The sequence below is a fragment of the Halobacteriovorax sp. HLS genome, from assembly GCF_004006665.1.
Taxonomy (GTDB): domain Bacteria; phylum Bdellovibrionota; class Bacteriovoracia; order Bacteriovoracales; family Bacteriovoracaceae; genus Halobacteriovorax.
Window position 1 is genome coordinate 174,950 of the sequence record NZ_QOCL01000003.1, and the last position, 23,438, is coordinate 198,387.

Below are 23,438 nucleotides of genomic sequence, written 5' to 3' on the forward strand. Positions count from 1 at the left end.
TTACTTTGATTTTTATTTTTTTTAGAGAGTCATAATTATGTCTGAAAACTTAACTTGGATTGCAATTTTCTGTTGTGTCGTTCTGTCTGGTATTTTCTCTGGACTGAATATCGGTTTATTCGGACTGGCCCGTCTGAGGCTAGAAAGTGAAGCTGATGCGGGCAATATTATGGCCCAGAATGTACTAAAAATGAGGCAAGACTCTAACTTTCTTTTGACCACTCTTCTATGGGGAAATGTTTCCGTTAATACTCTTCTGGCCTTGTTAACTGAATCTGTATTTTCTGGTCTTGGTGCCTTTATCTTTACAACTTTTATAATCACATTCTTTGGTGAAATTATTCCTCAGGCCTGGTTTTCTAGAAATGCTCTTCAGATTGGTAGTGCTCTTCGTCCATTGATTAAGCTTTTCCAATTCTTTCTTTACCCATTGGCCAAGCCAACGGCCTTACTTCTTGATAGGTGGCTTGGAAAAGAAGGACTTCATTTCTTTTCCGAAGAAACGCTGAAAATTTTACTGGAAAAACATATTGAGTCTGCAGACTCTGATATTGAAAAGTTTGAAGGTGTAGGTGCTTTGAACTTTCTTAGTATGGATGATTTAAGTATTACTGAAGAGGGTGAAGATATTCATCCAGATAGTATTATTAAAATTGACACTAATTTAGACTTGCCAAGTATTCCCGATCAATCAGAAGAAGGCTTTGATACATTCTTTAGTAAAATTGTACACTGTCCAGTGAAGTGGGCCATCTTTGTTGATAAAGATAATTTTCCAGTATTAGTTTTAAATACTGATGCTTATATTAAATCTTACTACTCTAAAAACTTACACGATAAGTTTCAATATTGTCACAGGCCAATTGTATTTAAATCTAACGAAGCAAAGGTTGCTGATATCGCTTATCAGTTTAAAGTTGACTCAGAACATGACGAGGATGATGTTATCGATTACGATGTTGTTATTCTTTGGAGCGAGTATCATAGAAAAGTCATAACTGGCTCTGATATTCTAGGTCGTCTCTTTAGAGGTATAGTACATAATTCTCCAAGCTATAAAATTTAACAAAATCCTAAGTTTTTTGCCGACTTTATTGGTCTCACTCTAGTTTTGAGTGTCTCTAGTAATTGGCTAAATAGCTTTCCTAAATGATGATGAGTATATCAATAGTCATTAACTATCCTGTAACTAGCTGAATTTAGTTTACTCTTAAAATCTAAGAAAATCCTAATTGGCCGTAATCATATGCATTGTGAAAATACTCGTAACTCCTGTAAAGATGGGCTTAGGGAACACCGATAGGCTTATGTTAGTATTCTAAATTAGCTGATAATAAACTGCACGTTTGATCAAATGAATCAGTCTCTCTTTTGGATACTTTAACCATAGGTAGCGACATGAAACTTTTGCAGTTTATTCTTTTATTTTCTCTATTCAGTTCTTCTGTCTTCGCTATTGGACAATTTAAACACTTCAAAATTACGGATGCTGCAAAATTAGAAAGTCTATATGGACAAAATACAATTTCAAATAAAGGTTTCTCTGATCTTGATCTGGCAGATGATAATCCTCTGTATCGCGAGATTCTTACAGAACTTGGGCAAACCTATGATCAAATAGGACTTAGACAATCTAATGCTGTTATTAATGGAAATGATGTTTCTGTTTTTGGTGGGCTTAATAATGTTGGGATTCGTTATTCAAAGAGCTTCGTGGACTTTTCAATTAATCTTGGAAGAACTGTTGCTCCTGACTTATTTAGCGACAAGTGGATTGTCACTGATGAATTTACCATTTCAATTGATGCTTCTAAGCTCTTAAGTAATTTGAAAGAAGAGGGGACAATTGACTTTACTGAGGCACAGTATGCAGCTTTTGCAGGGGTCTCTTTCAAGCGATTATATAGAACGGTACACTTTGCAAATTCTTATACAGAGGGTCTTACACTACACTTCGATAGATTGTTTTTAGGTTTTATGAAATTTCATAATAAGGATTATTTAAACCTTGGACATTATGAATTTATTCAAAAAGAAGATTACCTCTCCTTTAAGGCCGGAGGCATTGCTGGAGCACCAATTTATGGACCTATCACAGGTAGTATTGGTGTACTTGCTAGTTATGAGAAATTATCAAGAGTAGATGTCGAAGCAATTCATCCTGATGAACGATCAAGTGATGAAGAAAAGATTAGAATTAGCTTTGAAAAAACAAAATCGGCCAGTGTTGGTGTCTCTGCTAGTATCGGGGCAGAGTTTCTAAAGTTATTACAGGTAACATTACTAAAATATGATTTTACCTATAAATTAGAAGAATCTAAGAAGACTTACTTATCATTTTTTGAAAGTGATTTTGAAAAATTAAAATCGGATTCATACTACGCTTCACAAGTGGAAAGAATTCTAAAAGGGAAGAAGGCCGATTTAATGGCGCTTAAGAAAAATATTGTATCCCATGAATTAAGAAAGACGCAGCAGAAGAATTCAAAGTATGCAGTACTTCTGTGGGGTGGTCAAAAAGAAGCAAAGACACAGCAAATAGAAATCTCTAAAGATGGAAAAGTTAAAAGGTTCTTTAGACATTACTACGAGAAAATAAAGTTTAAGCAAAATGTTTTTTCAAGACTTATGTCAATATTAGTAAAGTCATTTCTAAAGTTAGATTCTGTTGTAAATAAAGACAGTAGTGATTCCAAAAAAATTGTCATCGAATATAGTTCGCAAGAAGATTTAGTCGCTTCAAAAGAAGATATTGATACAAGTGAAGAAGAGAAGATTTCAATGGCGTTTACGCATAATTTCTATACCTATAAAACAGATGGAAAAAGAAGGGCCAAGCATAAAAAAGCAGCTCTCGACATTTTATACAAGTATTCAGGTGTTGATCCACTGGCAATCACTCTATTTGAACAAGGCCATATAATTGGACCAGTTAGTATTAAGAGTGATTACAAAGTAAATCGCGATGGAATAGATTTCTTTTTAAAGCATTCTCCTTCACAGCTAGAAGGACTGTATCGTCAAATGTGCTCAGCTAAATCTAAATCAAAGTTTAGCTGGTTTAGAAATCTCTTTAATAGCTGTCTAAGAAAGATGAAAGTCTCTTCTAAGAGATTCTATAAAGAATGGGAATTAGATGACTTTAGTGCTAGTAGTTACCAAAAATGTAAGCGTATTTCTAGAAAGTATCGATTCTTTAAAAGAAGTCGTATGAGAAGGGCCTGCATGGAGAAGCTCGCTAAAAGAGAGCTAAATAGAGATCTTAAAATTGTACCTCTATGGAGATTTAAAGATCTGGCACAGACTATTTATTTGGAGCATAAGAATAAGATCGATATTTTTAACTTTTATGGCACTAGAAATGTCTTCCATTATGGACACTTTAAGGCCAACCGTACAGATTCAATTCCATTTGTCTCATACTTTGATGAGGGGAACTTTTCAGGTCTTGGGGTGGTTGACAATTATAGAAGCTCTAATAATCTACGCTCACCAAGTTCAGTTGGCGTAGATCGAAACTAGAGGGATGCTATCGTTCTGTCTATGGCCTGCTCAATAGAAACTTCAGGACTATAGTCGAAGTGCTCAAGCGCTTTACCATGAGAAAAATAGTGACTCTTTGATAATTGTAGGGCGACGAAACGACTCATTGGCGGATGAACATTCCAAATTCTAAAACTTCTAAGGATAAATTCAATAACGGAACCGATAAAATATGCTTTTCTAAGAGAGATCTTCTTCTTTACAGGAGCAATTGCTTTCTTTTCAAGAATAGTATTAATAAAGCTCCAAAGCTTTACTGGTTTTTCCTGAGCTATAAAGTAGGCCTGACCACATACCTTCGATCCACTTCCTAGTTTGTCGAATGCCTGGACATGAGCTTTGGCCGCATTTTCTACATAGATAATATCTACTAGATTCTCTCCATCTCCAACTATTTTGAGCTTGTTCTTTTGAGCAGCATCTAGCAGGCGAGGAATAATATTTTGATCCCCTGGCCCAAAAATAAGATGTGGCCTTAGCGCACATGTGTAAAAATTCTCACTATTGCTCTCAAGTACATATTTTTCGGCCATCATTTTGGATTTCGCATATAGACTTAGGTATTCTTTTGGATAGTTAAGAGTTTCATTTTCTCCGTGTATTTCTTCTTTTCCAAAAACAACACTAGGAGTAGAGGTGTAGACAAATTTTGAAATACCTCTTCTCTTAGCACATTTGATTAAGTTCATTGTTCCGACAGTATTCACATTGTAGAAATCTTCCCACTTTCCCCACATGGCAACCTTTCCTGCTACATGAAAAATGCCAGTAATCCCTTCTAAGGCATTGTCAATTGAAGCTAGATCTTGCAGATCTCCTGTACGGTTTTCAACTCCAAGTTCTTCAAGTTCTGGATATGAGTTTCTAGAAAAATTCACAACATGATGTCCCTGCTCTATGAGCAGTTTTGCTATATATTTTCCAAGGAATCCTCCGGCCCCTGTAACAAGAATGCTCATTTTAATTCACCTTGTGAGACCATCTGAGATAACTTAACTCGATCAATCTTTATATTATGTCTCACATCGACAGGAAAAGAAGGGTGAAACCAAAAATCTTCAATATCTTGTGTATGACTATACTTCTTACCAAGTGACTTCAGCTCTTGTTTAAGCTGATTCTTATCTACTTTACTATCGTTAAGTTCAATTACGATGCCTGGCTTTTGAGCTCCAAAAGGGCCAATTCCAACGAGCGCACTTCTTTTTACTTTTTCGTGATTGTTAAAAATGGCCTCTGCTTGAATTGAAGAGATGAGCTCTTTTTGAGTTTCTACTCTATGAGTTTTTCTTCCACAGAACCATAGGTTATTATCTTCATCCAGATAACCTATGTCTCCAATTCTATGCCAAAGAGAATCTGTGTCATAAATCTTTGCTTCTTTTGTTTTGTCGGCCAAGTCGAAGTAGCTCTTAGTAACTGTATCTCCTTTGACTATAATTTCTCCGATCTCATTTATAGGTAGCTCATGCATTTGATCGACAGACTCAATAGGAGCGTCGGTAATTTTAATGATTTTTATTTCACATCCGGCGACAGCTGGACCTAGACAAGTTCCCTTTCCTTCTTTATTTCTCTGGGCATACTTTTCTAAAATTTCTTTACCTGAGATGCAAGCAACTGGAAGCGACTCCGTTGCTCCATAGGGCGTATAAGTTGTACCATTAGTAAGTATTTTAGAAAATTGTTCGTGGATTTTTAAACTTACAGGAGCACCAAACATTACTAAGTACTTAACACTTGGTAATGTTAACTTATTCTGTTCACAGTACTTTCCAACCCTTTCCCAGATAGCAGGTGATCCGGCGACAAAAGTTGCTCTATTATCATTAATATTATGAATTAATTTCTTTGGGTCAGCACTGGCAGGTTTAGAGGGATTCATGTCTGGAATACAGCTTGTCATCCCCATTGCCATAGTAAAGAGTGCAAATAGTGGAAAACCAGGTATATCAATATCTGATTCTGTGAGAGAGAACATTTTCTGCAGCATTTTTGTTTGTGTTGTGAAAATCTTATGCGTGTATTCGACACCTTTTGGAGAGCCTGTACCACCAGAAGTAAAAAGAATTGCAGCTAGATCATCATCATTCTTTGGAGTTTCAAAATTCTTTGCTGGATATGTTGTAAGGGCCCTAAGTGTTTTCATTGAAGACCATCTTAATTTTCCTGTGGTCACAAAGTGTTTAACAGATTTAAACTTCTTTCTAAATACCAATCGTAATATGTGTACTTCTGGAACAGCGATCAGGCCAACGGGTTTAACTTGTTCAATACATTTTAAAAGGTTCTTTCGTCCCATCCCCGGATCTATAAACACAGGTACAATACCAGTTGCGAATAGAGCAAATGTAATAGCAGGGAAATCAAGTCCTGGTCTGACAAAAACGAGTGTCTTGTCACCTTTTTTTAACCCCATCTCTAATAGGCCATTAGCAATTGACTGTGCCTTTGCAATGAGTTCACTAAAAGTTAGAGACTCATAGATATATGAATTGTCTTTTAGTTGTTTAATTGGTGCTTTAATAGCAATCTTATTCGGATTTCTATTTGCTTGTTCAATTAAAATATCTGCAATATTCATTAAGTCTATCCTCTAAGAAATGAAGAGATCTCTGCATTTACATCATTCTTTGCATCTTCAAGAATGTAATGACCTGCTTTGGGATAGGTCTTACTCTTTGCTGTTGGATAAATTTCTTTCCATCTCTTATAGAAATGCATATTGAAGCAAAAATCTTTTTCACCCCATAGAAGTAATTTTGGACAATTCACTTTATCTAAATTGTCTTCAATATCTTTTAGAACCTGCCATGTTGGATGATTCTCTTTCATTGGTATATCTTTTACGAACCTGGCCGTTGCAATACGGTTGGCATAGTTATTATATGGAAGTAGGTAGCCTTCTTTTATTTCTTTGGCCAGAGGCTTTTCAACTGCCATAAAAGTTGCAGGCCAAGCAAATGCATTGAATTTTCTAACCATCCACTCACCAAATAGAGAGTTCTTGCATAGATTAATGGTCTTAGGAATAAATGTGTCTGTAAAGGCCGCTGTGTTTAAGATAACTGCCTTATTGACTCTGCTTGGGTTTCTTGTTGCGAGACCCATTCCAATTGCACCTCCCCAGTCGTGAACAATAAGACTAAAGTCTTTAATCTGTAAGTGATCTAGTAGTTCACTCAAATTTTTAATATGATTATCTAGAGTGTAATCATAGTCTTGGGGTTTATCTGACAGACCACAACCAATATGATCTGGAACGATAACTCTAAAGTCTGTACGTAACTTTTTAATGACATTTCTATAATAGAAAGACCATGTTGGATTTCCATGAACCATCACAACGACAGGCCCTTGTCCTTCATCAACGTAGTTAAGTTTGTGGCCGCTACCAAGCTCTATTTGCTTAGGAGAAAAAGGGTACTCATACTTTAAACTACTCGGTATTTTTAAACTCACCACTCAACTCCTAGCATTATTGAAGTTAGTCCACTACCTATTCCAAGTAGAGCAACTTTTTGTCCTGTTTCTATTTGATCGGTCTCACTAAGCTTGGCAAGAGTCACTGGAAGTGCTGCTGAGCCTGTGTTACCTAAAGTTTCATATGTTGTGTATGTTCTATGATCAGAAAGCTCCATAGCTTCCATTGTTAGCTTTTCATGTGCAGTCCCAACTTGGTGTCCGATAACCCAATCTACATCGGCATTTGTCCATCCAAGCGAATCCTTAGTCTTATTCCAGTTCTTCTTGGCCAGAATGAGTCCATGCTTTAACAACTCTTCTGAATCTGTCTCCATCATAAGTGAAGTTGTATCTCCATCACCTTGGCAAAGTGTATTTGCACTTGAGTCTGTACATACAGCTCCACCGAGTAATTTATGACCATTGGGACTTAAATCTTTGTGTGTGAGAAGATATGCAACAGAGGCAGAGCCTATTGTTAGATTAGCTATATATTTCTTGATTGATTTTCTAGTAATCGTTTCATCACTTTTTAGATGTTCAAGTGTTTGAGTTAAAAGGGGACCACCATTTTCACCACTAACGATTAGTGCAGCTTTTATCTGGCCTAGTTCAATCATATTGGCGGCAGTAACCATTGCGTTTACAACACCTAGACATGCATTAGAAAGGTCATAAATCATGGCATCTTCACTTAATTCCAAGTTGGCATGAACAACGCTAGCTGTGGATGGTTCTAGAAAATCGCGACAAACACTTGCGTGGATGAGTAGGCCAATATCTTCTTTTGTAATTTCACTCTTTGCAATGACTTTCTTTGCGACAGCGCTTGAAAGATCACTAGGTCTTGTTCCGTTTGGCCACAGACCTCGTGTTTTAATTCCTGTCATAAGCTCAAGTCTTCCGTGTGGAAGCTTGATCCTCTCATATAATTCATTTAACTCTACTTCGATTTGTTCTGAGGAGAGAAAAGTTTCAGGTAAAATATAATCATAACTATGTAATCGAACATTTTTGTATTTCATTTTTATTCCATTAATCCGTAGAGATTTGCCATTGAGATTCCTGAAAGCATCGAGCCTACGATTCCCAGAAAACCTTGATCTGTTCCACAGAGGTAGAGGCCATTTATAGGAGTTGAGCCATCACGTGATTTTTGTGTAGAACCATAAACTGTTCCACCAAAGTGTGATGTGTATTTCTTTATAGTAGTAGGGGAGAAGATATCTTTAAAAGCGACCTCTTCGTTCCAATTTGGCATTATCTTCTTGGTAATCTTTAGCGCATTTTTATAGACATCTTCTTTCTTTGCTTTATATTCGCCGCGCTCATAGTTATTCCAAATATCAAAGTTTGCCATATTCGTAATTCTTATCCAACCATCATCAAAATCATCATGGGTAAAGTTATTCGGAAGACATATAACTGCTGAAGCAGGGTCAAAGAACTCTGTTGGATTTCTATAGAGATACTTTGGTCTATCATTATAGAAAATAATAGTACTATCTAAACCAAAATCAATAGGTTTCTTATCTAAAAGTAAAATAGATTCAGTAAAGGTCATCTTCCCTACAGCTGGGCTTGGAAGTTCTTGTTGTGTGTTTACCACACTCAGAGTTTCTGGATATCCCATTGAGGAGATGACTTTATCAGTTTCTAGATATTGTCCATTCTTTAAGTGGACTCCACAGACGACACCGTTCTTTGTTTCTATACTTTTTACCTCGGATCTAAAACGAACTTCAGCACCTAGGGAGTCAAGTTTATCTAGGAGAAGGTTAATAATTGTTCTTACGCCACCTTTTGGCCTTGAAAAACCTTCTATATATATACTCTTAAACATAATCGCAAACTGGGAAAAGTCCATATCATTTTCCCAGGCCGAACCGTAGATCAGTAATGGGCAAAAAATCATCTCTAGTAATTGCTCATTAGTTATATATTTTCTGACAAGATCTTTGGCCATCACTTGTTCATTATTAAGTGCCGTCTCGTTAAAGTTATTAATGTAATTTACAAGAGCAAGGAAACCATCTACTTGATTAGGGAATTTACTTGCGATTTCATCTACAAAATCATTTAAGTCATTTGTAAATTTTAACTCTTTATCTGGAAAGAGTATTTTTGAGTGTCGTTGTGGAGATAGTTGTAACTCATCATAGGGTATGCGAAGTTGTTTGAGGAGTTTGGAAAGGGGTTTTTTCTTCTCACCTTTTTCCATGTAATTTGTAAGTGCGTGAAGACCTACATCAAAATCCTTCTTCGCTCTCGTGTAGTATGAGTTGAGTCCACCACTAATAATATGTTTCTCAAGTAGAAGTACTTTCTTGTCAAACATAGCCAGGCGAATGGCCGCTGCCATTCCACTCATTCCTGCGCCGATAATAATTGCGTCGTATTTCATCTATACCTTAAAAAAATGCCCACTCATTTTGAGTGGGCAAGTCATATTACATTTGTGCTACAAACTTAGGTGTTAAGTACTCAACACAGCTATTCATACTAGCTAGTTGAGGGTAGTCTTCTTGAGGAACTTCGATTTTATGTCTCTTCTTAAGCTCCATTACGATATCTAAGAAGTCCATTGAGTCTAAGTCAAGTTGGTCTCTAAGAGCAACTCCATCATCAATTGTTGTTACATCATCATCTAATGCTACATCTGCGATAATATCTAATACGTGCGCTCTTACTTGTTCTTTTTCCATTTCTGCCTCCTAATGGGTATATTTCTTTAAAATTAAGCTTGAATTTATTCCTAGCATTCCAAATGAATTATTTAGAATGTAATTAACTTCTTTATCAATCTTCTCACCGTTAACTAGGTTCTTAAGATCACACTTTGGGTCAATATTTTCAATTTTCTTGCAAGGGTGAATCATATTGTCACTGAAGCTTGGAAGATTTCCTGCAAGCTCTAAGGCACCTGCTGCTCCCATTGAGTGACCGATAAAACCTTTTGTACAATTAATATAAGTGTTCTCGCTGTAACCAAAAACCTGACTTACAGCTTCACATTCTTGAATATCACCCATAACTGTTCCAGTGGCGTGAAGATTTACTATGTCAATATTCTCTGCCTTAAGACCTGCTCTTTCGATGGCCTTATTCATACATTGAATCTGTCTCTCAGTATTTGGTAGAACAAAGTCTGTAGCGTCACTATTGGTGTGATAGCCAACAACTTCTGCGTAGATTTTTGCGTTTCTTTTTAGAGCATCATCTAATCTTTCAAGAGTGTAGACTGCACCACCTTCAGAGATGACAATTCCATTTCTATCTTTATCCAGTGGCATTGTTGCCTTTGTTGGGTCTTCGTGTTGTCCTAGTGCTCCTTGAGCAGCAAATGCTGCAAAGATACCAAAAGTTTGTGGAGACTCACTAACACCACCTGCAAGAGCAACATCAACTTCTTCTAGTTGAAGCATCTGGCACGCCTGAATAAGTCCAATATTTCCGGCAGCACAGGCCGCTCCAATTGTGTAGTGTGGACCAGTGATATTTAAGTTTAAAGTTACTTCTCCGGCCGGGTTATTTGCAACTGTTCTTGGATTATGATGATGAGACCAAAACTCAGTCTTTAAATCATTTTGATATAATTCATGAATTTCATTTTCCGTCTCGACATTTCCATGCTCTGTTATACCAAGATAAACACCAACACGATCTTTATCAGTGTTGTCCCAGTCAAGGCCTGCATCTACAACTGCTTCATTAGCACAGTAAATTGAAATCGCACCCACACGAGTTCCACGCTTTCTTGTTTTACGGCTTTGGTACTTAGACTCATCAAAGTCACATAAACCTGCAGCTTGAATACCCATATGTCTTATTTCTGTATGGGTAATTCCAGACTTTCCTTCTAGTAAGGCTTGTCTATATTCAGTGAGGTTATTACCGTTTGGAGCTGTTAGTCCTACACCGGTGATGACGATTCTATGTTTCATTTTGATATATCTCCTGAAAGCTTTTCTAAGCTTCCCATTAGTTTGCTGGTTAAACCTTTCTTAACTTGCTCGGTCAGGTTGGTCATTGGTCCAACACCACTAGTTAGCAGTTGAAAAGTTTTTGGTAATTGTTTAACGATTTGAGGGTAGTCATTTGGAAGTTTACTTTGAGTCAACTCAACAACAAAACTCATGACACTTTCAGCAATTTCACAAGTTGTGATAATTGAGCTGAGTCTCTTTTTTCTAACTTCACTTTTTACTTCAGATTGGGCCGATATTCTCTCAATTTTCTTAGCAACAAGTTTGAACTCAGAGATAATCTCTTGCTCTCTTTTTCTAAAAACAGAAGATACAATAGATAGGCTATCCTCTTTGACTGTATGAACTTTTAGTCGTCTGTCCACATTGTCTTTTTTAATATCTCTAGAAATAACAGCACCGTAATGAGTTAGTACTTTCAGTGCATTTGAAACTGCTGGCTGAGACAGATTAAGAGTCTTTTCGATTTCAACACTTGTTAGCGCTACTGGAGAGAGAACGAGAAGACCGTAAACTGATCCTTCAACTCTTTTAAAACCTATTTGATTCAGAAATATCTCAAAAGCTGGTAGCTCTTTGAGTAGCTCTTCTTCAACAGGGGATTTATAATCCTGCGTCATCTTAAGTCCTTGAAAATTAACTTATATTACAAATATGTAATATATTTAATATTTTGAATAGAGATTAATGCTTAGACTTTAGAGAGTCAATCTGTTTTGAATAAGGTCTACAAATTATCAAAGCTCGATATTTCTAATTAATGTACTTTTGATTGATTTTTTGACAGTGGTGTATAAACCTAGACGATTTTTAATTAAATAAGTTACTGAAATCATGTAAAGCAAATGGTCTGATTTTTGCTTTTATATCTCCATTCACTATTTTTGGAGACTCTATGAATTATTTAATTATTATGCTGGTGGCACTCATGCCATTTAGTTCATTTGCAAAAAGTAATAAAGGTAATACCGCTAAGAAGATTGTGCACTTATTTGATAATGCAACTGTCGGTGCAGTACAGACTGTACTAGGTGCTTCTCATATCGTTTGGTATATGATTTTTGATGATGGGCCAGAGTTTCAAGTTCATAATGATGAAGAAACAGAAGTTATTCAAATGGGAATCGAGAATTCACCGCCTTTTTTTAGTGGAGCTTATTCTTTAGGTCTTTTCCAAGTGGGAGGCTATGCTCATAAACATGAGGGGGGTCACTCTGTAGCTAGTGCAACCTTAGGTCCTTTATACTTACCTACTGTAGGTCTGTCTTATTTGGCAGAAGGACATGGAGGAAGTTTTATTGAGGATTGGGCCGATTTAGAGGCCTATGCTGGCGGTAATTATAATGTAATGAATGACTTCACTGTCTCGCCTGGAAAGATTAGCGTAAATGGTAAAGACTATAATGTTGTTGCCTTTAAATATAGTTTGAATGAAGAGCAAAATGCTAAAGGTTATGGACTGGAGTCGCAAAAGATTTATCGGTGGTTTAATACCAATGTGATTGTTCCTCTAGCAAATAAGAATAGTGATATTGAAAGTGTTCCAGTAGTTGAATTTGATCTTCTAAAAAAAGAGTTTAACTTAATTATTGATAATGTTGCCATTTATCTAGCAGGTGATCAGGATTTACGTTGGCAGATTAAAACCTCACAAGAGTACTTGAGTTATGATCAGAATAAATTTCATGATATCGTCAGAATGAAAGCGGCGTCTTGGCAAGCTAGCTATGGACTTATCTATAATATTAATGATCAAATTCAAATGGACTTTAACGTAGGTGTTGGAGCTGCTGTAGAGTCATTAAAATTTGATTCTATTGATCAAGAAAGAAGAGGTATGTCTCTTGGAGCTAAATTTGATTTTAATATCTCTTTTGAAGAAAATTACAAAATGACATATGAGTATGAAAAATGGACTCTAGGTTCTAACACGACGATTACAGAAGAGTTTTTTGGAGCAACTTATCAAAGAAATCAACCGTTCAAGTTCTTGCATAAAAATAGTCAGCTTAAATTGAAACTTGGAAAAAAAGAGATAGAGTACGAGACTAATGGGTACCAATTTGAAGAAGATAGAATCGACTTTGGTCTAGAACTAACTTTTTAATAAGATAAAATGCCTTAAGATCACTTGATGTGAACTTAAGGCAATTCATTATTTAAGCTTAGCTACTAAAGTAAGAATAGTTGCAAGAGCTACTGTCTCATTAGTTTCATCAATAACATTGACTTGCCACTTAACAACTCCACGAGGGTCTTCTCCTTCGCGAGCTTCCTGATCAATCTTTTGCTTACAAGTAAGTTCTACTCTAATAGTAGAGCCTACATAGACTGGTTTTATGAATCTAAGCTCATCTAGTCCATAGTTGGCAAGAACTGGCCCTTTTCCTGGATCGACAAAGAGTCCAGCCGCTGCAGAGATCACAAAGTAGCCATGAGCACATCTTCTTTCAAAAATCGTACCCTCTAATGAAGTGTCATCTGTGTGGGCGTAGAAATGGTCCCAACTCACATTTGCGAAATTTACTATATCTGTTTCGGTGACTGTTCTCTTATGAGTTGTAAGAGTATCTCCGATTTGAATCTCTTCAAAGTGTTTTCTAAATGGATGAATATCAGACTCTCTTAATTCACTTCCAGGTTGAAAAACATTTGTTATCGATGTCAAAGTTGTAGGGTGTCCTTGAATTGCAGTTCTTTGCATATAGTGATGAACGCCACGAATTCCGCCCATTTCTTCACCACCGCCAGCTCTACCTGGACCACCGTGAACAAGCTGAGGCATTGGCGAGCCATGACCAGTTGATTCTTTAGCGCAATCTCTATTGAGCACAAGTATTCGACCGTGACTTGAAGCTGTCTCTAAGACCATCTCTTTGGCAAAATCATTATCATTAGTGACGATTGAACTTACTAATGAACCTTGGCCTAAGTGGCTAAGTTCAGCGGCCTGTTCAGCGGTTTTATAAGGAATGATTGTACTGACTGGACCAAAGGCCTCAATATTATGAACGTCTAAATTCTCAAAAGGTTTGTCACAGTACAATAGAGTAGGAGCAACAAAACACCCTTTTTGAGGATCACCTTGAATAAGTGCTTTAGGAATATCTCCTCCAGTTATTAGCTCACAAGTTTTTCTTAGTTCTTGAATTTTAGAAAGTACTTCTTCTTTTTGAGCAATAGAAGCAAGTGGTCCCATGCGAACATCTTTATTTCTAGGGTCACCAATAGCGACGCTTTCTAGTCTCTTTGCTAATGCTTTTTGAACATCATCTACAAGGGATTCTGGAACTATAATACGTCTAACGGCCGTACATTTCTGTCCAGATTTTATGGTAATCTCTTTGGCCGTTTCTTTGATGAATAGTTGAAACTCTTCAGTATCTGGAGTTGCATCAGGGCCTAGTATTGTCGCATTTAGTGAATCTGCTTCCATATTAAATGGAACATTTCGATTTAAAATATTCTCATGAGACTTAAGCATTTTCCCCGTCGAGGCAGAACCTGTGAATGTTACAATATCTTGGCTTGTCACATGGTCTAAAATTCCATTTGCACTTCCACAAATGAGTTGTAAAGAGCCCGCTGGTAGTAGACCACTTTGAATAATTTCTCTAAAGACTACTTCCGTTAAATAACTTGTCGCTGTTGCCGGTTTAACAATCGCAGGAACCCCGGCCAGAATATTTACTGCAATCTTCTCAAGCATTCCCCATACAGGAAAATTAAATGCATTGATATGAACAGCACATCCACGCTTTGGTGTCCAAATGTGGTGACCTAAGAAAGTACCACCCTTACTAAGCATCTCAGGATTTCCATCTACTAGAAACTTCTCATTTGGAAGTTCCCTTCTACCTTTAGAGGAGTAGACAAAGAGATTTCCAATACCACCTTCAATATCAATCCAACTATCAACTTTAGTGGCCCCTGTTTGATAAGAGACTTCGTAGAATTTTTCCTTCTTTTCCATTAAGTGCATTGCAAGCGCTTTTAAGGCCCTTGCTCTTTCATGGAAGGTCATATTTCTTAGATTTTTATTTCCACTCACTCTCGCAAAGTCGAGCATCTGTCCAAAATCAAGTCCCTTAGAACTCGCTGTATATATAGATTCACTTGTTGAAGCATCTAAAAGTTGGGCACCATCACCAGATCCATCTACCCACTTATCCATTGCATAGTTTTGTAATTTCATTAATCATCCTTAGTTTTTTCTAGGATGATTCTAGTTACTTAATGGCAGAGTTTCCAGAGATATTGCGTCATTTATTGCCAACTAAGATACTTCTTCACAATTCTTTGTCTATGACCATTTTGTTCAATGGTTTCAAGTCCTTTGTTGAACTTTCTTATGAGGTTAAAGCAGCTTGGATGGGATTTATGACATGCGAGATAGATATTCTCACTTCTAATACTTGGGCTGAAGAGAAACTCTAGGTTTTTGGCATCTGATTTTGTGAAATTATTCTTTAAATAATGTACGGCACTATAAAGTGGAACAGAAAAGAGGTCGAGTTTGTGATCTAATAACTCCTCCATACTCGTGATATCGTAAAGAGGCTCTTTTTGTGTAAACTTAAGGGAGTATTTTCTTAGATCACTTCTGTCATGAAGTTCAATATCTGAATCTATATGTTTTAAATAGATATAGGGACGTAGAACGATGGCCCTTGAATAGTACCAGTCTTTGGAGTTATCTTTATCTCTTTCATAGGAAAAGGTCGCACATCTTAAATCATCGACTGATCTCAGTATATCCTCTTTTGAAGTGTAGATGATTTCTGTTTCAATTCTTTGAGTTGCAAAGGCCTGTTCGGCCAATTCATAAACCAGACCCTGCTTAGGAGAGTTCATATCTAACAAAGGAGGGTAGTGTTCAACTTTTAGCTGAAGTGAACTCTGGGCCCAAACACTAGGGGACATGAATAAAGTGAAAATTATAATAGTGAGGCCAGTTAAATTCATATGCATAAATCTAACGGCCAATTGTTAAAAAAGTATTAAGATTCTGATTCGTATGCTTGTAGAATTTCGTTGATACTATTTTTTAAGATAATTAACTCATTTATAGCATCGTCTTTTTCAGTGCCTTTAGCAAATCTCTGTTCAGAAAGAACTTTTATTAAGCTTCTATTAAGTCTCTTTGAGGTATTCTTAATGGCCTTAAAATCTGCCATAAGAGGATCTTTAGCTAAAATCTTTTCAATTGCTTCATTGGCACCATGAGTTTGAACTTCTTTTACAATTTCTCTAACTACATTGGATGCTTTTTCTTTGATATATGGAAGAATCTCTTCCTGTACATCTTGCGGAAGCTTTATCAATTCATTTGCACCAGTAGCTCCGAGCTCACCATTAAGTCTAGCTGTTTTTACTCCATGGGCCGACTCGCGGTCTCTTAGAATTGCTGCTTTTATCGCTCTTTCACTTAAGCCAGTCTTGTCTGAAGTGTCTTTAACAAATGTTCTTACTGCTTCTTCAGCTGGAGCTTCAATATCTACATTAGCTTCTTCAACCTTTTTCTTAGAAGGTCTTTTTAAGTCTTCTAGTTTGATATCTTCAAATGCATCAGGGTTAAGCTTTTCAAAAATTTCCTTTCCACGTCTTAAGCAGTTTTCAAACTCAAGATCAGTGAGATTCTTTCTTACTAAGTTTTCATCGATAGAAATCAGCTCTTCTTTTAGATCTCCTTCATCGACTTTAATTACTGGAGCTTCTTCGCGACCTAGTTTCTTTAGAGCAGAATATCTTCTTCCGCCAGCAATCAACTGATCTTTGCTATTTATAATAAGTGGATTAATGAGACCGATATTTTCAATACTCTCAACAAGAGTATCTACGTCAGTGTTGAATCTAAGATATTTATTATTAACTTTGATATCGCTCATAGGCATCATTTCCACGATTATCTCCAATGTAAAGGTTGTGAATGTGTGTAGGCGAATATTTGAGCAGAGTTGTCAGAAACTGGCCAGATAATCTACAGAAAAAATGCTAACTATCTAATTTTAGTATGAAAATTGTTGAATAATACAATTGATATTATTTTGTAAGAGGAAAGAATTGGATATTTAACTGATAGACTTCATCACCGGGAGAAGATTCAATATCTTCGGAGAATTGGATTTGAAACTCTCTAATTAACTCTTTTGCTTTAGGAATATTTTCTTTCGTTAGTGATAGAGTTGTAGCGTGTAGTGATCTTTTATCCTTATCAGTTTTAATGGCCTCAAAGGAGTTTTCCATTAATCCTTTATGATAGGCATGGGCACCACTAAGTGTTACTTCTTTAGTAGGTAGGATGGAGCTTGCTGCAACGATAACTTCTTTGCCATCTCTAAATTCTTTAATAAGAAATTTCTTTTCAAGTAGAGCTTCAAGTAATTCAGATGCCTCCTCTTTTTTAATGAGTCCACCAGTTTTATTTTCAATCCATGCTCCGGTTGGAAAGAAATCTTTTAGTTGTGTTAGCTCTTTTACACAATGGGCCTTCCAATTAAAAAAGAGATCTATACTTGGAGTATTCTTTTCTCTTAATTGTTTGAGTTCATCATTTTGCTCTAGCATCAGGATCGTTAAATTGGGATCACTCTTGGTACTTTTGGCTATTTTTACGAGCTCTTCAAAGTAATAACTTTCTTTTGCATCGAACTTAAAAAAGTCGATAAGTGATTTTTGAATTTTCTTTCCAGCGTGTCTTTGGCCGTTAATAACCATGGTTATTGACGATATGGAGTTTAGACCCAATTTAGAAGACCACAGTCCATATGACCATGAAGGATTTACACGCTTTTTCATTTCAAAAAAATCACGTAGAAATTCACGATAATCACTGTAGTCGAAAATATTTAGTTTCTTTTGTTCTTCCATAATTACATAAGCTTATCGGTAAATATATTTTATGCTTAAGTATTTTTCACATATTTTGCGAAGTATTCACAAAAAGTGCGTAGGGAAACTTGACTAGTTTGCTTTTGAACCGTTGTTATTCCATTACTTTAATAATAGAAATCATTCATAAATTTGGAGACAAAAATGAAGAAAGTTTTATCACTTATTATATCGATGATTGTTATTAGCGCATTTGCTGATACGCAAGTTGTCTATAGATATTTGAATACAGACCTCGCTGGTAATTTTGATCTTAAAATGGAGAAGCTACTAAGTAAGACTATTGTAAATAGATGCTTTGGTGGTGACGTTGAATCAATCAACACTCAAATGGATATTCTAATGACTGATGCTATGACATCAATTATTGAGATTCCAGAGAACTCTAAGACATCATTTGACACAAGAATTCTTGTCTCATTTGAGTTTAGAAACTTTGATGCAGAGACTGAAGAAGAAGCTTTCTACACAGTTGATGTATTAATTGAGAAAAGCTCCAATCCAAATTTTAAAGATTTAATGAGAATTGATATCTCTTCTGCTTCTGGCCTATGCCATTAGCAAAAGATGTGTAGTGTGTGGGTGCCAGGTAACAAATTAATTTTTGTTACCTGGCTTTTGCGTTTTAGGGTTTTAGTTTTACAAAAGAGTCAAAGTGGTGAAAGTTAGGGCGCAGGTCTTGATGTGAAATGGCCCAGTAGCTAAGTTCTTCATTGCTCTTCAGTACGCTGGTTAAAGCAATCTTCATAAATTCTGGTTTAAGAAATTCATTGTGAAAACTATCTGCATGCAACTTTACAGTAAGTTGATATGACTCATTTGTCTTAAGAGCTTCTGTTTCAATAGACTCAATCTGAGTATATTCATTTAAGGGGTCTCCCTTTTTTGAAAAATAGAAACAGTTCCAGTCGCTACTTGGACTAAAGTTGAACTCGTAATAGTCTTTAGATTTTGTATTTAAGATAAAGAATTCGAAACAAGTCTTTTCCCAAAGACCAATAACTCTCTTTGCTACATTTAATTGTTCTAAATTGACTTTGCAATGGGGGTCTCTTAGTTCAAAACGAAGCTCTATTATTTTATCTTTTAGCAAAAACTCTGCCTGCAAGTGAACTTGCAGGTCAGATTCTTTATAAGGTTTAAGTTGAAACTTCTTATTGATCATTTTGCTGGTTTTTCCCAGGCATTACATTTGTTAGAAATTCAAGTGGAAGTGGGAAGAATGTTGTAGTCTTATCACTTCCTGTGGAGATTTCTTTCATTGTATCTAAGTATCTTAGTATAATGGCGTGCTTTTGTTTTCCAAGAATCTCTGCCGCTTCAGATAATTTAATAGAGGCTTCAAGCTCACCTGATGCTGAAATAACCTTCGCTCTCTTATCTCTTTCGGCCTCAGCTTGTTTTGCCATAGCTCTTTGCATTTCAATAGGTAAATCAATTGCTTTTACTTCAACTGCAGAAACCTTTATTCCCCAAGGCTCAGTTTGATCATCAAGAATAGTTTGTAGCTTTTGATTAATTGTGTCTCTATTAGAGAGAATCTCATCAAGCTCAAATTGTCCAATAACAGAACGCAGAGTTGTTTGTGATATTTGTGCCGTTGCAGAAAGGTAGTCTTCAACAGCTATAATTGATCTTGATGGAACACTTACTCTAAAGTAAACTACTCCGTTAACTTTTAATGTTACGTTATCTTTTGAGATAATGTCCTGAGATGGAATATCCATAGTAACTGTTCTTAAATCAACTCTTCTCATTTTTTCAAGTCCAGGAATGAGGATGATTAGTCCAGGTCCTCTAACTCCAGAAAATCTACCAAGTCTAAAAACAACAGCTCTTTCGTATTCATTAAGAACTTTAATTGTATTAAATAGTAGAATTACTAAAATAACTATAAAGGGCAAGTAAGCGGTAAAATTCATAATTTCTCCATTTTTTTGTTCGTACTTATAGTAGAGGACTTTGCTTGAGCTGCAAATTATTATTGGTTAAATATTTGGTTTGCGGCCTTTATATAGCATTGCAAAATAACGGACGCCATTTGACTAAGAGTTGACAATCTTATGACAACTCAGAGGTCTTATTATGTGATTATAATCTTGCAAGGCGATCAAAGGTTCTAAATTATTCCCTCCGCAACGAATATCTACTGAGCCCACCTAAACCGTCCCACCTAACTTTGAGCGTCTTGGGAGGGAAATTCTTCCCACATATACCTTAATTTTTCTTTGACTAAATGATCTGTGCATAAGACAGTTACCAATATATTGAACACACACAAAGGACTAGCTATGAACGCAAATGAATATGTTAAAAACGCAATTAAAACAGAATCCACTGACTTTAATGCAATGAATGATAGATTGAGTAACGATGGATTAAAGAGATTACTACATGCAGGAATTGGACTTTCGACAGAGTCGGGAGAGTTTTTGGATGCTCTTAAGAAACATATTTTTTATGGAAAAGAACTTGATAGAGTGAACCTAGCTGAAGAAGTTGGAGATCTCTTTTGGTATATCGCTATTGTTGCTGATGAACTTGGTTTAGATCTTGAAGACGTGATGGATAAGAATATTGCTAAACTTAAAGCAAGGTATGGAGAAAAGTTTTCTGAAGAAAAAGCGGAAAATAGAGATTTAGAAACTGAAAGAAAGATTCTTGATCAGCATAAAATGAACTAATTTCACGCGCTCCTTTTAGGGGAGCGCTTCTATAGACCAATCTTAATTAACTTTGCATTCGCCCAGTCAAATAATTCTCTTCTAAGCCACGAGATATCTTCAAGTGTCGTGACGCCATTGGTGTTAATTGCTAGAGCAAGAGTAAAGATTTGTGAAAGAGTTTTGTTTGTAATCGACATAATAATCCTAAAAAATTCTATTAGTTACTTTTAATTGATTAGAATATTAAAATCAAGTCTAGAATACTTGAGAAAATTTCTTTTTTCTTTCAGTTTGCTCATTTAATTGACGATAAGAGTATATGAATAAAGTTTCAAATATTTTCTTATTTAAGCTATTTATTTCTTTTTCGGCGATTGGTCTTCTAAATATCGATGCTGATTCGCTTTTAACTAAAGATGAATTCTTTAAGGTCGCCAAAAAAGCATATAAAGAATTAAAAGTCGAAAGAAAAGAAGAGGCAAGGCTTGAAAGAGAGCATCAGATAGAAAAGCTCGATCTTTGTGTTGGTTGCTTAGAAACGAAGAAGCTAACTTTTCAGGTTAATAAAATATTGCATGTTCTGGCCAGGGATATAGATAGAGCTGATCCTAGTCAACGTTCAATCGAAAAAGTTGAGTCACTAGATGCTATGTATCACTATGTAATGGATAATAGTGATAGCGATCAGCCAAAGTGTTTTAAGTTTCAAGACGGCTTTAATAGATCTTTTATGCAATATAACTTTGCTCGTTTTGATGAGGAGAGTTCAGATCTTATCTTCGATAATTCGATTCCTTTAAGTACAGTTCAATCGATTCATTTTCGTGACAATAAAAGACGAATATATTTTTACAGAGCTGCACCTCCAAATAGAGATACAGTTGTTAAGATTGAAGTTAATGGGAGTGAAAAGGCCATAGTCAGCTACTATAAAGTTAAAAAAGATGCTGACTTTATTAGAGCAGAAAAAAATGAAAAAGAACTTAAAGAGCTAGCGAGTAGATCAAAACCTAGTAAAATTGAAGTTAGTGAGTGGGGTCTTTGGGATGATGACGATACTCCGAATAAGAGTGACTATGTAAACTATGGCCTAGGTCTTCGTTATGAGCAAAAAGATTATGTTCCAAGGAGCTTAACTTTAATTAAAGGTGAGTCCCTCACTCCAATTTCAGAACTTTTTAGTCTCAAAACGAAAACGGAAGTTAGTTCGAAAAAAGTTAAATCTAGTTTGGCGTTAACTAATGAAAGAGGTAAGGAATACTTTGAAGTTGAAGTTGATCCTAAGAAAGCTGAATTAATAGTTCCAGGAAAAATAGATCTTTTTTCAAGTCAGTATAAGTTAAAAAGTGAATTAGTTTTAAATACAGACAACGAACAAAAAATAAATTTTGAAGTACTTGGGGATAAAAGGCATCGAAATAAAATTTCAATAATTAATACAACTAGAGGTACGGCCTATAGCGTGGAGTCTCTCCATGAACTAAGCGAAGGTCAGACTTTCTCTATTCAGTTGCGTGATGATCCAGATAGTGAAGAGTCGATTATGCTTCGCTATGAGCTACGCCTTTAAAGTTAGTCCTGTTATTGACTCGATAATTACTTCTTCATTAACTTCTTTTGGACTAAGTGTTTCTAGCTTCCACACTTCTCCGTGTACTTTTACTTGGTATGTATAGTGCTCTCCATGCTTCTCTAGCTCTTGGATGATTGTCGCCCTTTGACCAATAATTGGATTGAAAACTTTCTTACCAATGTACTTTTGATCTCGCACCATCATATAGAAAACTAATCCCATAAATACTGTTATGGCACCAGCACTGGAGTAGATTATTTCTCTACTAACGGAAATATAGGCATTATCAGTTCTAAAGAGAAACAGTGATCCTGAGACAAGACTTGCAAGTCCGCCTAAGGACAGTATTCCATAACTGGTTATATACATCTCTAAAACAAAGAGAACGAAACTTAATGCAATAAGGGCGAGGGCCCCAAAGTTAAGCGGTAGTACTTGAAACCCTATACCGGCAAAGACAAGAAAAATAACACCAATAGAGCCCGCAATAAAACCACCTGCCGCTTGAAATTCTAAATAAAGTAGAGCTGCTCCAATGAGAAAGAGAATATATGAAGTATTTGGATCGCCTAAAATATTAAGAAGTTTTTGGCCAAGGTCCATATCATATTGAGTGAAGCTTAAAGATTCCACAGCAAGTGTTAATGGTTCACCTTTAACCAAAATTTCTCTGCCATTAATTTGTTTAAAGAGCTCTTCTTTAGAGTTTGCGATACCGTCAATTAATTGATTCTTTAGAGCAGAGCTCGATTCGAAGCTTGACGCCTTATCAATCATATCTGCATAGAGGACAGTATTTCTATGTCTCGTTTGTGCAAAGCCAGTAACTAATGCAACTAGGTCATTTACAGCTTTATTTCTCACATCTCCTTTATCCAAATCACCACTCATTTGAATAGGTGTGGCCGCGCCAATATTCGTTGCAGAACTCATATAGAGAAGGTGAGAGGCCGAAGCTATAATTGCGCCTGCACTGGTTGCACTGGCTCCTTCAGGTGTGATCCATATCGCGACAGGAATATTACTATCACCAATCAATGATAAAATTTCTTTAGTCGTTGAAAGAAACCCTCCGGGAGTATTCATGCGAATGAGTATGAGAGAGTACTTTCCTTCATCGGCCTTTTTAAAACCTTCTTTGGTATAATTAAGGGTTGCCGCTCCAATGGCAGAGTCAATATTTAGTTCTAAGACTTTATTTATCTTGTGGTTACTGGCCAGGGAATTATTGCAAAAAAATAAGAAGACCATTGTTAAGATAAGCGTGATCTGATAGGTTTTGCTATTTTTTGAACTAATCATAGGAGATTCCCG

Annotated in this window: 22 protein-coding genes; 6 read left to right on the forward strand and 16 right to left on the reverse strand. The window is 36.1% G+C overall.

What is annotated here, in order from left to right:
- The first annotated feature begins 37 nt into the window (after positions 1-37).
- Positions 38-1,066: a DUF21 domain-containing protein gene (locus DPQ89_RS05555; protein ID WP_127715925.1), complete on the forward strand. Its 1,029-nt coding sequence runs from the start codon at positions 38-40 to the stop codon at positions 1,064-1,066.
- A 332-nt stretch (positions 1,067-1,398) separates the two neighbouring features.
- Positions 1,399-3,522 carry a hypothetical protein gene (locus tag DPQ89_RS05560; protein WP_127715926.1) on the forward strand — a complete coding sequence of 708 codons (2,124 nt, stop codon included), beginning with the start codon at positions 1,399-1,401 and terminating at the stop codon, positions 3,520-3,522.
- Here the strand turns inward: DPQ89_RS05560 and DPQ89_RS05565 are convergent.
- From DPQ89_RS05565 to DPQ89_RS05600, 8 genes are read right to left on the reverse strand one after another with little or no spacing between them, the layout of a single operon-like run.
- Complete coding sequence (locus tag DPQ89_RS05565) at positions 3,519-4,502, reverse strand: NAD-dependent epimerase/dehydratase family protein (RefSeq protein WP_127715927.1); 984 nt, start codon at positions 4,500-4,502, stop codon at positions 3,519-3,521. The two genes, DPQ89_RS05560 and DPQ89_RS05565, sit on opposite strands and share 4 nt — an antisense overlap.
- Positions 4,499-6,127: a fatty acid CoA ligase family protein gene (locus DPQ89_RS05570; protein ID WP_127715928.1), complete on the reverse strand. Its 1,629-nt coding sequence runs from the start codon at positions 6,125-6,127 to the stop codon at positions 4,499-4,501. The genes DPQ89_RS05565 and DPQ89_RS05570 overlap by 4 nt, the downstream gene beginning before the upstream one ends.
- 5 nt (positions 6,128-6,132) lie before the next feature.
- Entirely contained in the window at positions 6,133-7,005 is an 873-nt protein-coding gene (locus tag DPQ89_RS05575; protein ID WP_241558794.1) for an alpha/beta fold hydrolase, read from the reverse strand.
- A complete protein-coding gene (locus DPQ89_RS05580; protein ID WP_127715930.1) occupies positions 7,002-8,033 on the reverse strand; it encodes a 3-oxoacyl-ACP synthase III in 1,032 nt (343 codons plus the stop codon). Before DPQ89_RS05580 ends, DPQ89_RS05575 begins: the two co-directional genes overlap by 4 nt.
- 2 nt (positions 8,034-8,035) lie before the next feature.
- The gene (locus DPQ89_RS05585) at positions 8,036-9,412 is read right to left on the reverse strand and encodes an NAD(P)/FAD-dependent oxidoreductase (RefSeq protein ID WP_127715931.1); all 1,377 of its coding nucleotides are present in this window, start codon (positions 9,410-9,412) and stop codon (positions 8,036-8,038) included.
- Positions 9,413-9,458: 46 nt separating this feature from the next.
- Positions 9,459-9,713 carry an acyl carrier protein gene (locus tag DPQ89_RS05590; RefSeq protein WP_127715932.1) on the reverse strand — a complete coding sequence of 85 codons (255 nt, stop codon included), beginning with the start codon at positions 9,711-9,713 and terminating at the stop codon, positions 9,459-9,461.
- Positions 9,714-9,722: 9 nt separating this feature from the next.
- Positions 9,723-10,952 carry a beta-ketoacyl synthase gene (locus DPQ89_RS05595; protein ID WP_127715933.1) on the reverse strand — a complete coding sequence of 410 codons (1,230 nt, stop codon included), beginning with the start codon at positions 10,950-10,952 and terminating at the stop codon, positions 9,723-9,725.
- Positions 10,949-11,614 (reverse strand): GbsR/MarR family transcriptional regulator, encoded by a 666-nt coding sequence (locus tag DPQ89_RS05600; protein ID WP_127715934.1) that lies wholly within the window; start codon positions 11,612-11,614, stop codon positions 10,949-10,951. Before DPQ89_RS05600 ends, DPQ89_RS05595 begins: the two co-directional genes overlap by 4 nt.
- Before the next feature lie 275 nt (positions 11,615-11,889).
- Here DPQ89_RS05600 and DPQ89_RS05605 point away from each other — a divergent pair, with 275 nt between their 5' ends.
- Positions 11,890-13,101, forward strand: a complete 1,212-nt coding sequence (locus DPQ89_RS05605) for a hypothetical protein (protein ID WP_127715935.1) — start codon at positions 11,890-11,892, stop codon at positions 13,099-13,101.
- 48 nt (positions 13,102-13,149) lie between these two features.
- Here the strand turns inward: DPQ89_RS05605 and paaZ are convergent, their stop codons facing one another.
- The 4 genes from paaZ to DPQ89_RS05625 all read right to left on the reverse strand — a co-directional run bounded on the left by paaZ (position 13,150) and on the right by DPQ89_RS05625 (position 17,864).
- The gene (paaZ, locus tag DPQ89_RS05610) at positions 13,150-15,189 is read right to left on the reverse strand and encodes a phenylacetic acid degradation bifunctional protein PaaZ (protein ID WP_127715936.1); all 2,040 of its coding nucleotides are present in this window, start codon (positions 15,187-15,189) and stop codon (positions 13,150-13,152) included.
- A 71-nt stretch (positions 15,190-15,260) separates the two neighbouring features.
- Complete coding sequence (locus tag DPQ89_RS05615; protein WP_127715937.1) at positions 15,261-15,959, reverse strand: ABC transporter substrate-binding protein; 699 nt, start codon at positions 15,957-15,959, stop codon at positions 15,261-15,263.
- A gap of 35 nt (positions 15,960-15,994) precedes the next feature.
- On the reverse strand, positions 15,995-16,882 hold the full coding sequence (locus DPQ89_RS05620; RefSeq protein WP_164848275.1) for a ParB/RepB/Spo0J family partition protein: 888 nt from the start codon (positions 16,880-16,882) through the stop codon (positions 15,995-15,997).
- A gap of 154 nt (positions 16,883-17,036) precedes the next feature.
- A complete protein-coding gene (locus DPQ89_RS05625) occupies positions 17,037-17,864 on the reverse strand; it encodes a TIGR02147 family protein (RefSeq protein WP_127715939.1) in 828 nt (275 codons plus the stop codon).
- A gap of 165 nt (positions 17,865-18,029) precedes the next feature.
- On the opposite strand from DPQ89_RS05625, the gene DPQ89_RS05630 reads away from it, so the two are divergent.
- Positions 18,030-18,446: a hypothetical protein gene (locus tag DPQ89_RS05630; protein WP_127715940.1), complete on the forward strand. Its 417-nt coding sequence runs from the start codon at positions 18,030-18,032 to the stop codon at positions 18,444-18,446.
- Positions 18,447-18,510: 64 nt separating this feature from the next.
- Here DPQ89_RS05630 and DPQ89_RS05635 read toward each other — a convergent pair whose 3' ends face one another.
- A complete protein-coding gene (locus DPQ89_RS05635; RefSeq protein ID WP_127715941.1) occupies positions 18,511-19,050 on the reverse strand; it encodes a hypothetical protein in 540 nt (179 codons plus the stop codon).
- On the reverse strand, positions 19,040-19,807 hold the full coding sequence (locus tag DPQ89_RS05640) for a slipin family protein (protein WP_127715942.1): 768 nt from the start codon (positions 19,805-19,807) through the stop codon (positions 19,040-19,042). Before DPQ89_RS05640 ends, DPQ89_RS05635 begins: the two co-directional genes overlap by 11 nt.
- A gap of 369 nt (positions 19,808-20,176) precedes the next feature.
- Between DPQ89_RS05640 and DPQ89_RS05645 the strand changes: the two genes are divergently transcribed.
- The gene (locus DPQ89_RS05645; protein WP_127715943.1) at positions 20,177-20,569 is read left to right on the forward strand and encodes a nucleoside triphosphate pyrophosphohydrolase family protein; all 393 of its coding nucleotides are present in this window, start codon (positions 20,177-20,179) and stop codon (positions 20,567-20,569) included.
- Between the two features lie 29 nt (positions 20,570-20,598).
- Here the strand turns inward: DPQ89_RS05645 and DPQ89_RS18455 are convergent, their stop codons facing one another.
- Positions 20,599-20,748, reverse strand: a complete 150-nt coding sequence (locus DPQ89_RS18455; protein ID WP_164848276.1) for a hypothetical protein — start codon at positions 20,746-20,748, stop codon at positions 20,599-20,601.
- Positions 20,749-20,870: 122 nt separating this feature from the next.
- Here DPQ89_RS18455 and DPQ89_RS05650 point away from each other — a divergent pair, with 122 nt between their 5' ends.
- Positions 20,871-22,121 (forward strand): hypothetical protein, encoded by a 1,251-nt coding sequence (locus DPQ89_RS05650; protein WP_127715944.1) that lies wholly within the window; start codon positions 20,871-20,873, stop codon positions 22,119-22,121.
- Here the strand turns inward: DPQ89_RS05650 and DPQ89_RS05655 are convergent.
- On the reverse strand, positions 22,110-23,426 hold the full coding sequence (locus DPQ89_RS05655; protein ID WP_127715945.1) for a nodulation protein NfeD: 1,317 nt from the start codon (positions 23,424-23,426) through the stop codon (positions 22,110-22,112). The genes DPQ89_RS05650 and DPQ89_RS05655 overlap by 12 nt on opposite strands.
- Positions 23,427-23,438: the final 12 nt, after the last annotated feature.

Excerpts from the sequence above, each read along its gene's own strand:
- DPQ89_RS05555 (WP_127715925.1), top strand. The coding sequence starts at position 38 with ATGTCTGAAAACTTAACTTGGATTGCAATTTTCTGTTGTGTCGTTCTG.
- DPQ89_RS05560 (WP_127715926.1), top strand. The coding sequence starts at position 1,399 with ATGAAACTTTTGCAGTTTATTCTTTTATTTTCTCTATTCAGTTCTTCT.
- DPQ89_RS05565 (WP_127715927.1), bottom strand. The coding sequence starts at position 4,502 with ATGAGCATTCTTGTTACAGGGGCCGGAGGATTCCTTGGAAAATATATA.
- DPQ89_RS05570 (WP_127715928.1), bottom strand. The coding sequence starts at position 6,127 with ATGAATATTGCAGATATTTTAATTGAACAAGCAAATAGAAATCCGAAT.
- DPQ89_RS05580 (WP_127715930.1), bottom strand. The coding sequence starts at position 8,033 with ATGAAATACAAAAATGTTCGATTACATAGTTATGATTATATTTTACCT.
- DPQ89_RS05585 (WP_127715931.1), bottom strand. The coding sequence starts at position 9,412 with ATGAAATACGACGCAATTATTATCGGCGCAGGAATGAGTGGAATGGCA.
- DPQ89_RS05590 (WP_127715932.1), bottom strand. The coding sequence starts at position 9,713 with ATGGAAAAAGAACAAGTAAGAGCGCACGTATTAGATATTATCGCAGAT.
- DPQ89_RS05595 (WP_127715933.1), bottom strand. The coding sequence starts at position 10,952 with ATGAAACATAGAATCGTCATCACCGGTGTAGGACTAACAGCTCCAAAC.
- DPQ89_RS05600 (WP_127715934.1), bottom strand. The coding sequence starts at position 11,614 with ATGACGCAGGATTATAAATCCCCTGTTGAAGAAGAGCTACTCAAAGAG.
- DPQ89_RS05605 (WP_127715935.1), top strand. The coding sequence starts at position 11,890 with ATGAATTATTTAATTATTATGCTGGTGGCACTCATGCCATTTAGTTCA.
- paaZ (WP_127715936.1), bottom strand. The coding sequence starts at position 15,189 with ATGAAATTACAAAACTATGCAATGGATAAGTGGGTAGATGGATCTGGT.
- DPQ89_RS05615 (WP_127715937.1), bottom strand. The coding sequence starts at position 15,959 with ATGAATTTAACTGGCCTCACTATTATAATTTTCACTTTATTCATGTCC.
- DPQ89_RS05620 (WP_164848275.1), bottom strand. The coding sequence starts at position 16,882 with ATGAGCGATATCAAAGTTAATAATAAATATCTTAGATTCAACACTGAC.
- DPQ89_RS05625 (WP_127715939.1), bottom strand. The coding sequence starts at position 17,864 with ATGGAAGAACAAAAGAAACTAAATATTTTCGACTACAGTGATTATCGT.
- DPQ89_RS05630 (WP_127715940.1), top strand. The coding sequence starts at position 18,030 with ATGAAGAAAGTTTTATCACTTATTATATCGATGATTGTTATTAGCGCA.
- DPQ89_RS05635 (WP_127715941.1), bottom strand. The coding sequence starts at position 19,050 with ATGATCAATAAGAAGTTTCAACTTAAACCTTATAAAGAATCTGACCTG.
- DPQ89_RS05640 (WP_127715942.1), bottom strand. The coding sequence starts at position 19,807 with ATGAATTTTACCGCTTACTTGCCCTTTATAGTTATTTTAGTAATTCTA.
- DPQ89_RS05645 (WP_127715943.1), top strand. The coding sequence starts at position 20,177 with ATGAACGCAAATGAATATGTTAAAAACGCAATTAAAACAGAATCCACT.
- DPQ89_RS18455 (WP_164848276.1), bottom strand. The coding sequence starts at position 20,748 with ATGTCGATTACAAACAAAACTCTTTCACAAATCTTTACTCTTGCTCTA.
- DPQ89_RS05650 (WP_127715944.1), top strand. The coding sequence starts at position 20,871 with ATGAATAAAGTTTCAAATATTTTCTTATTTAAGCTATTTATTTCTTTT.
- DPQ89_RS05655 (WP_127715945.1), bottom strand. The coding sequence starts at position 23,426 with ATGATTAGTTCAAAAAATAGCAAAACCTATCAGATCACGCTTATCTTA.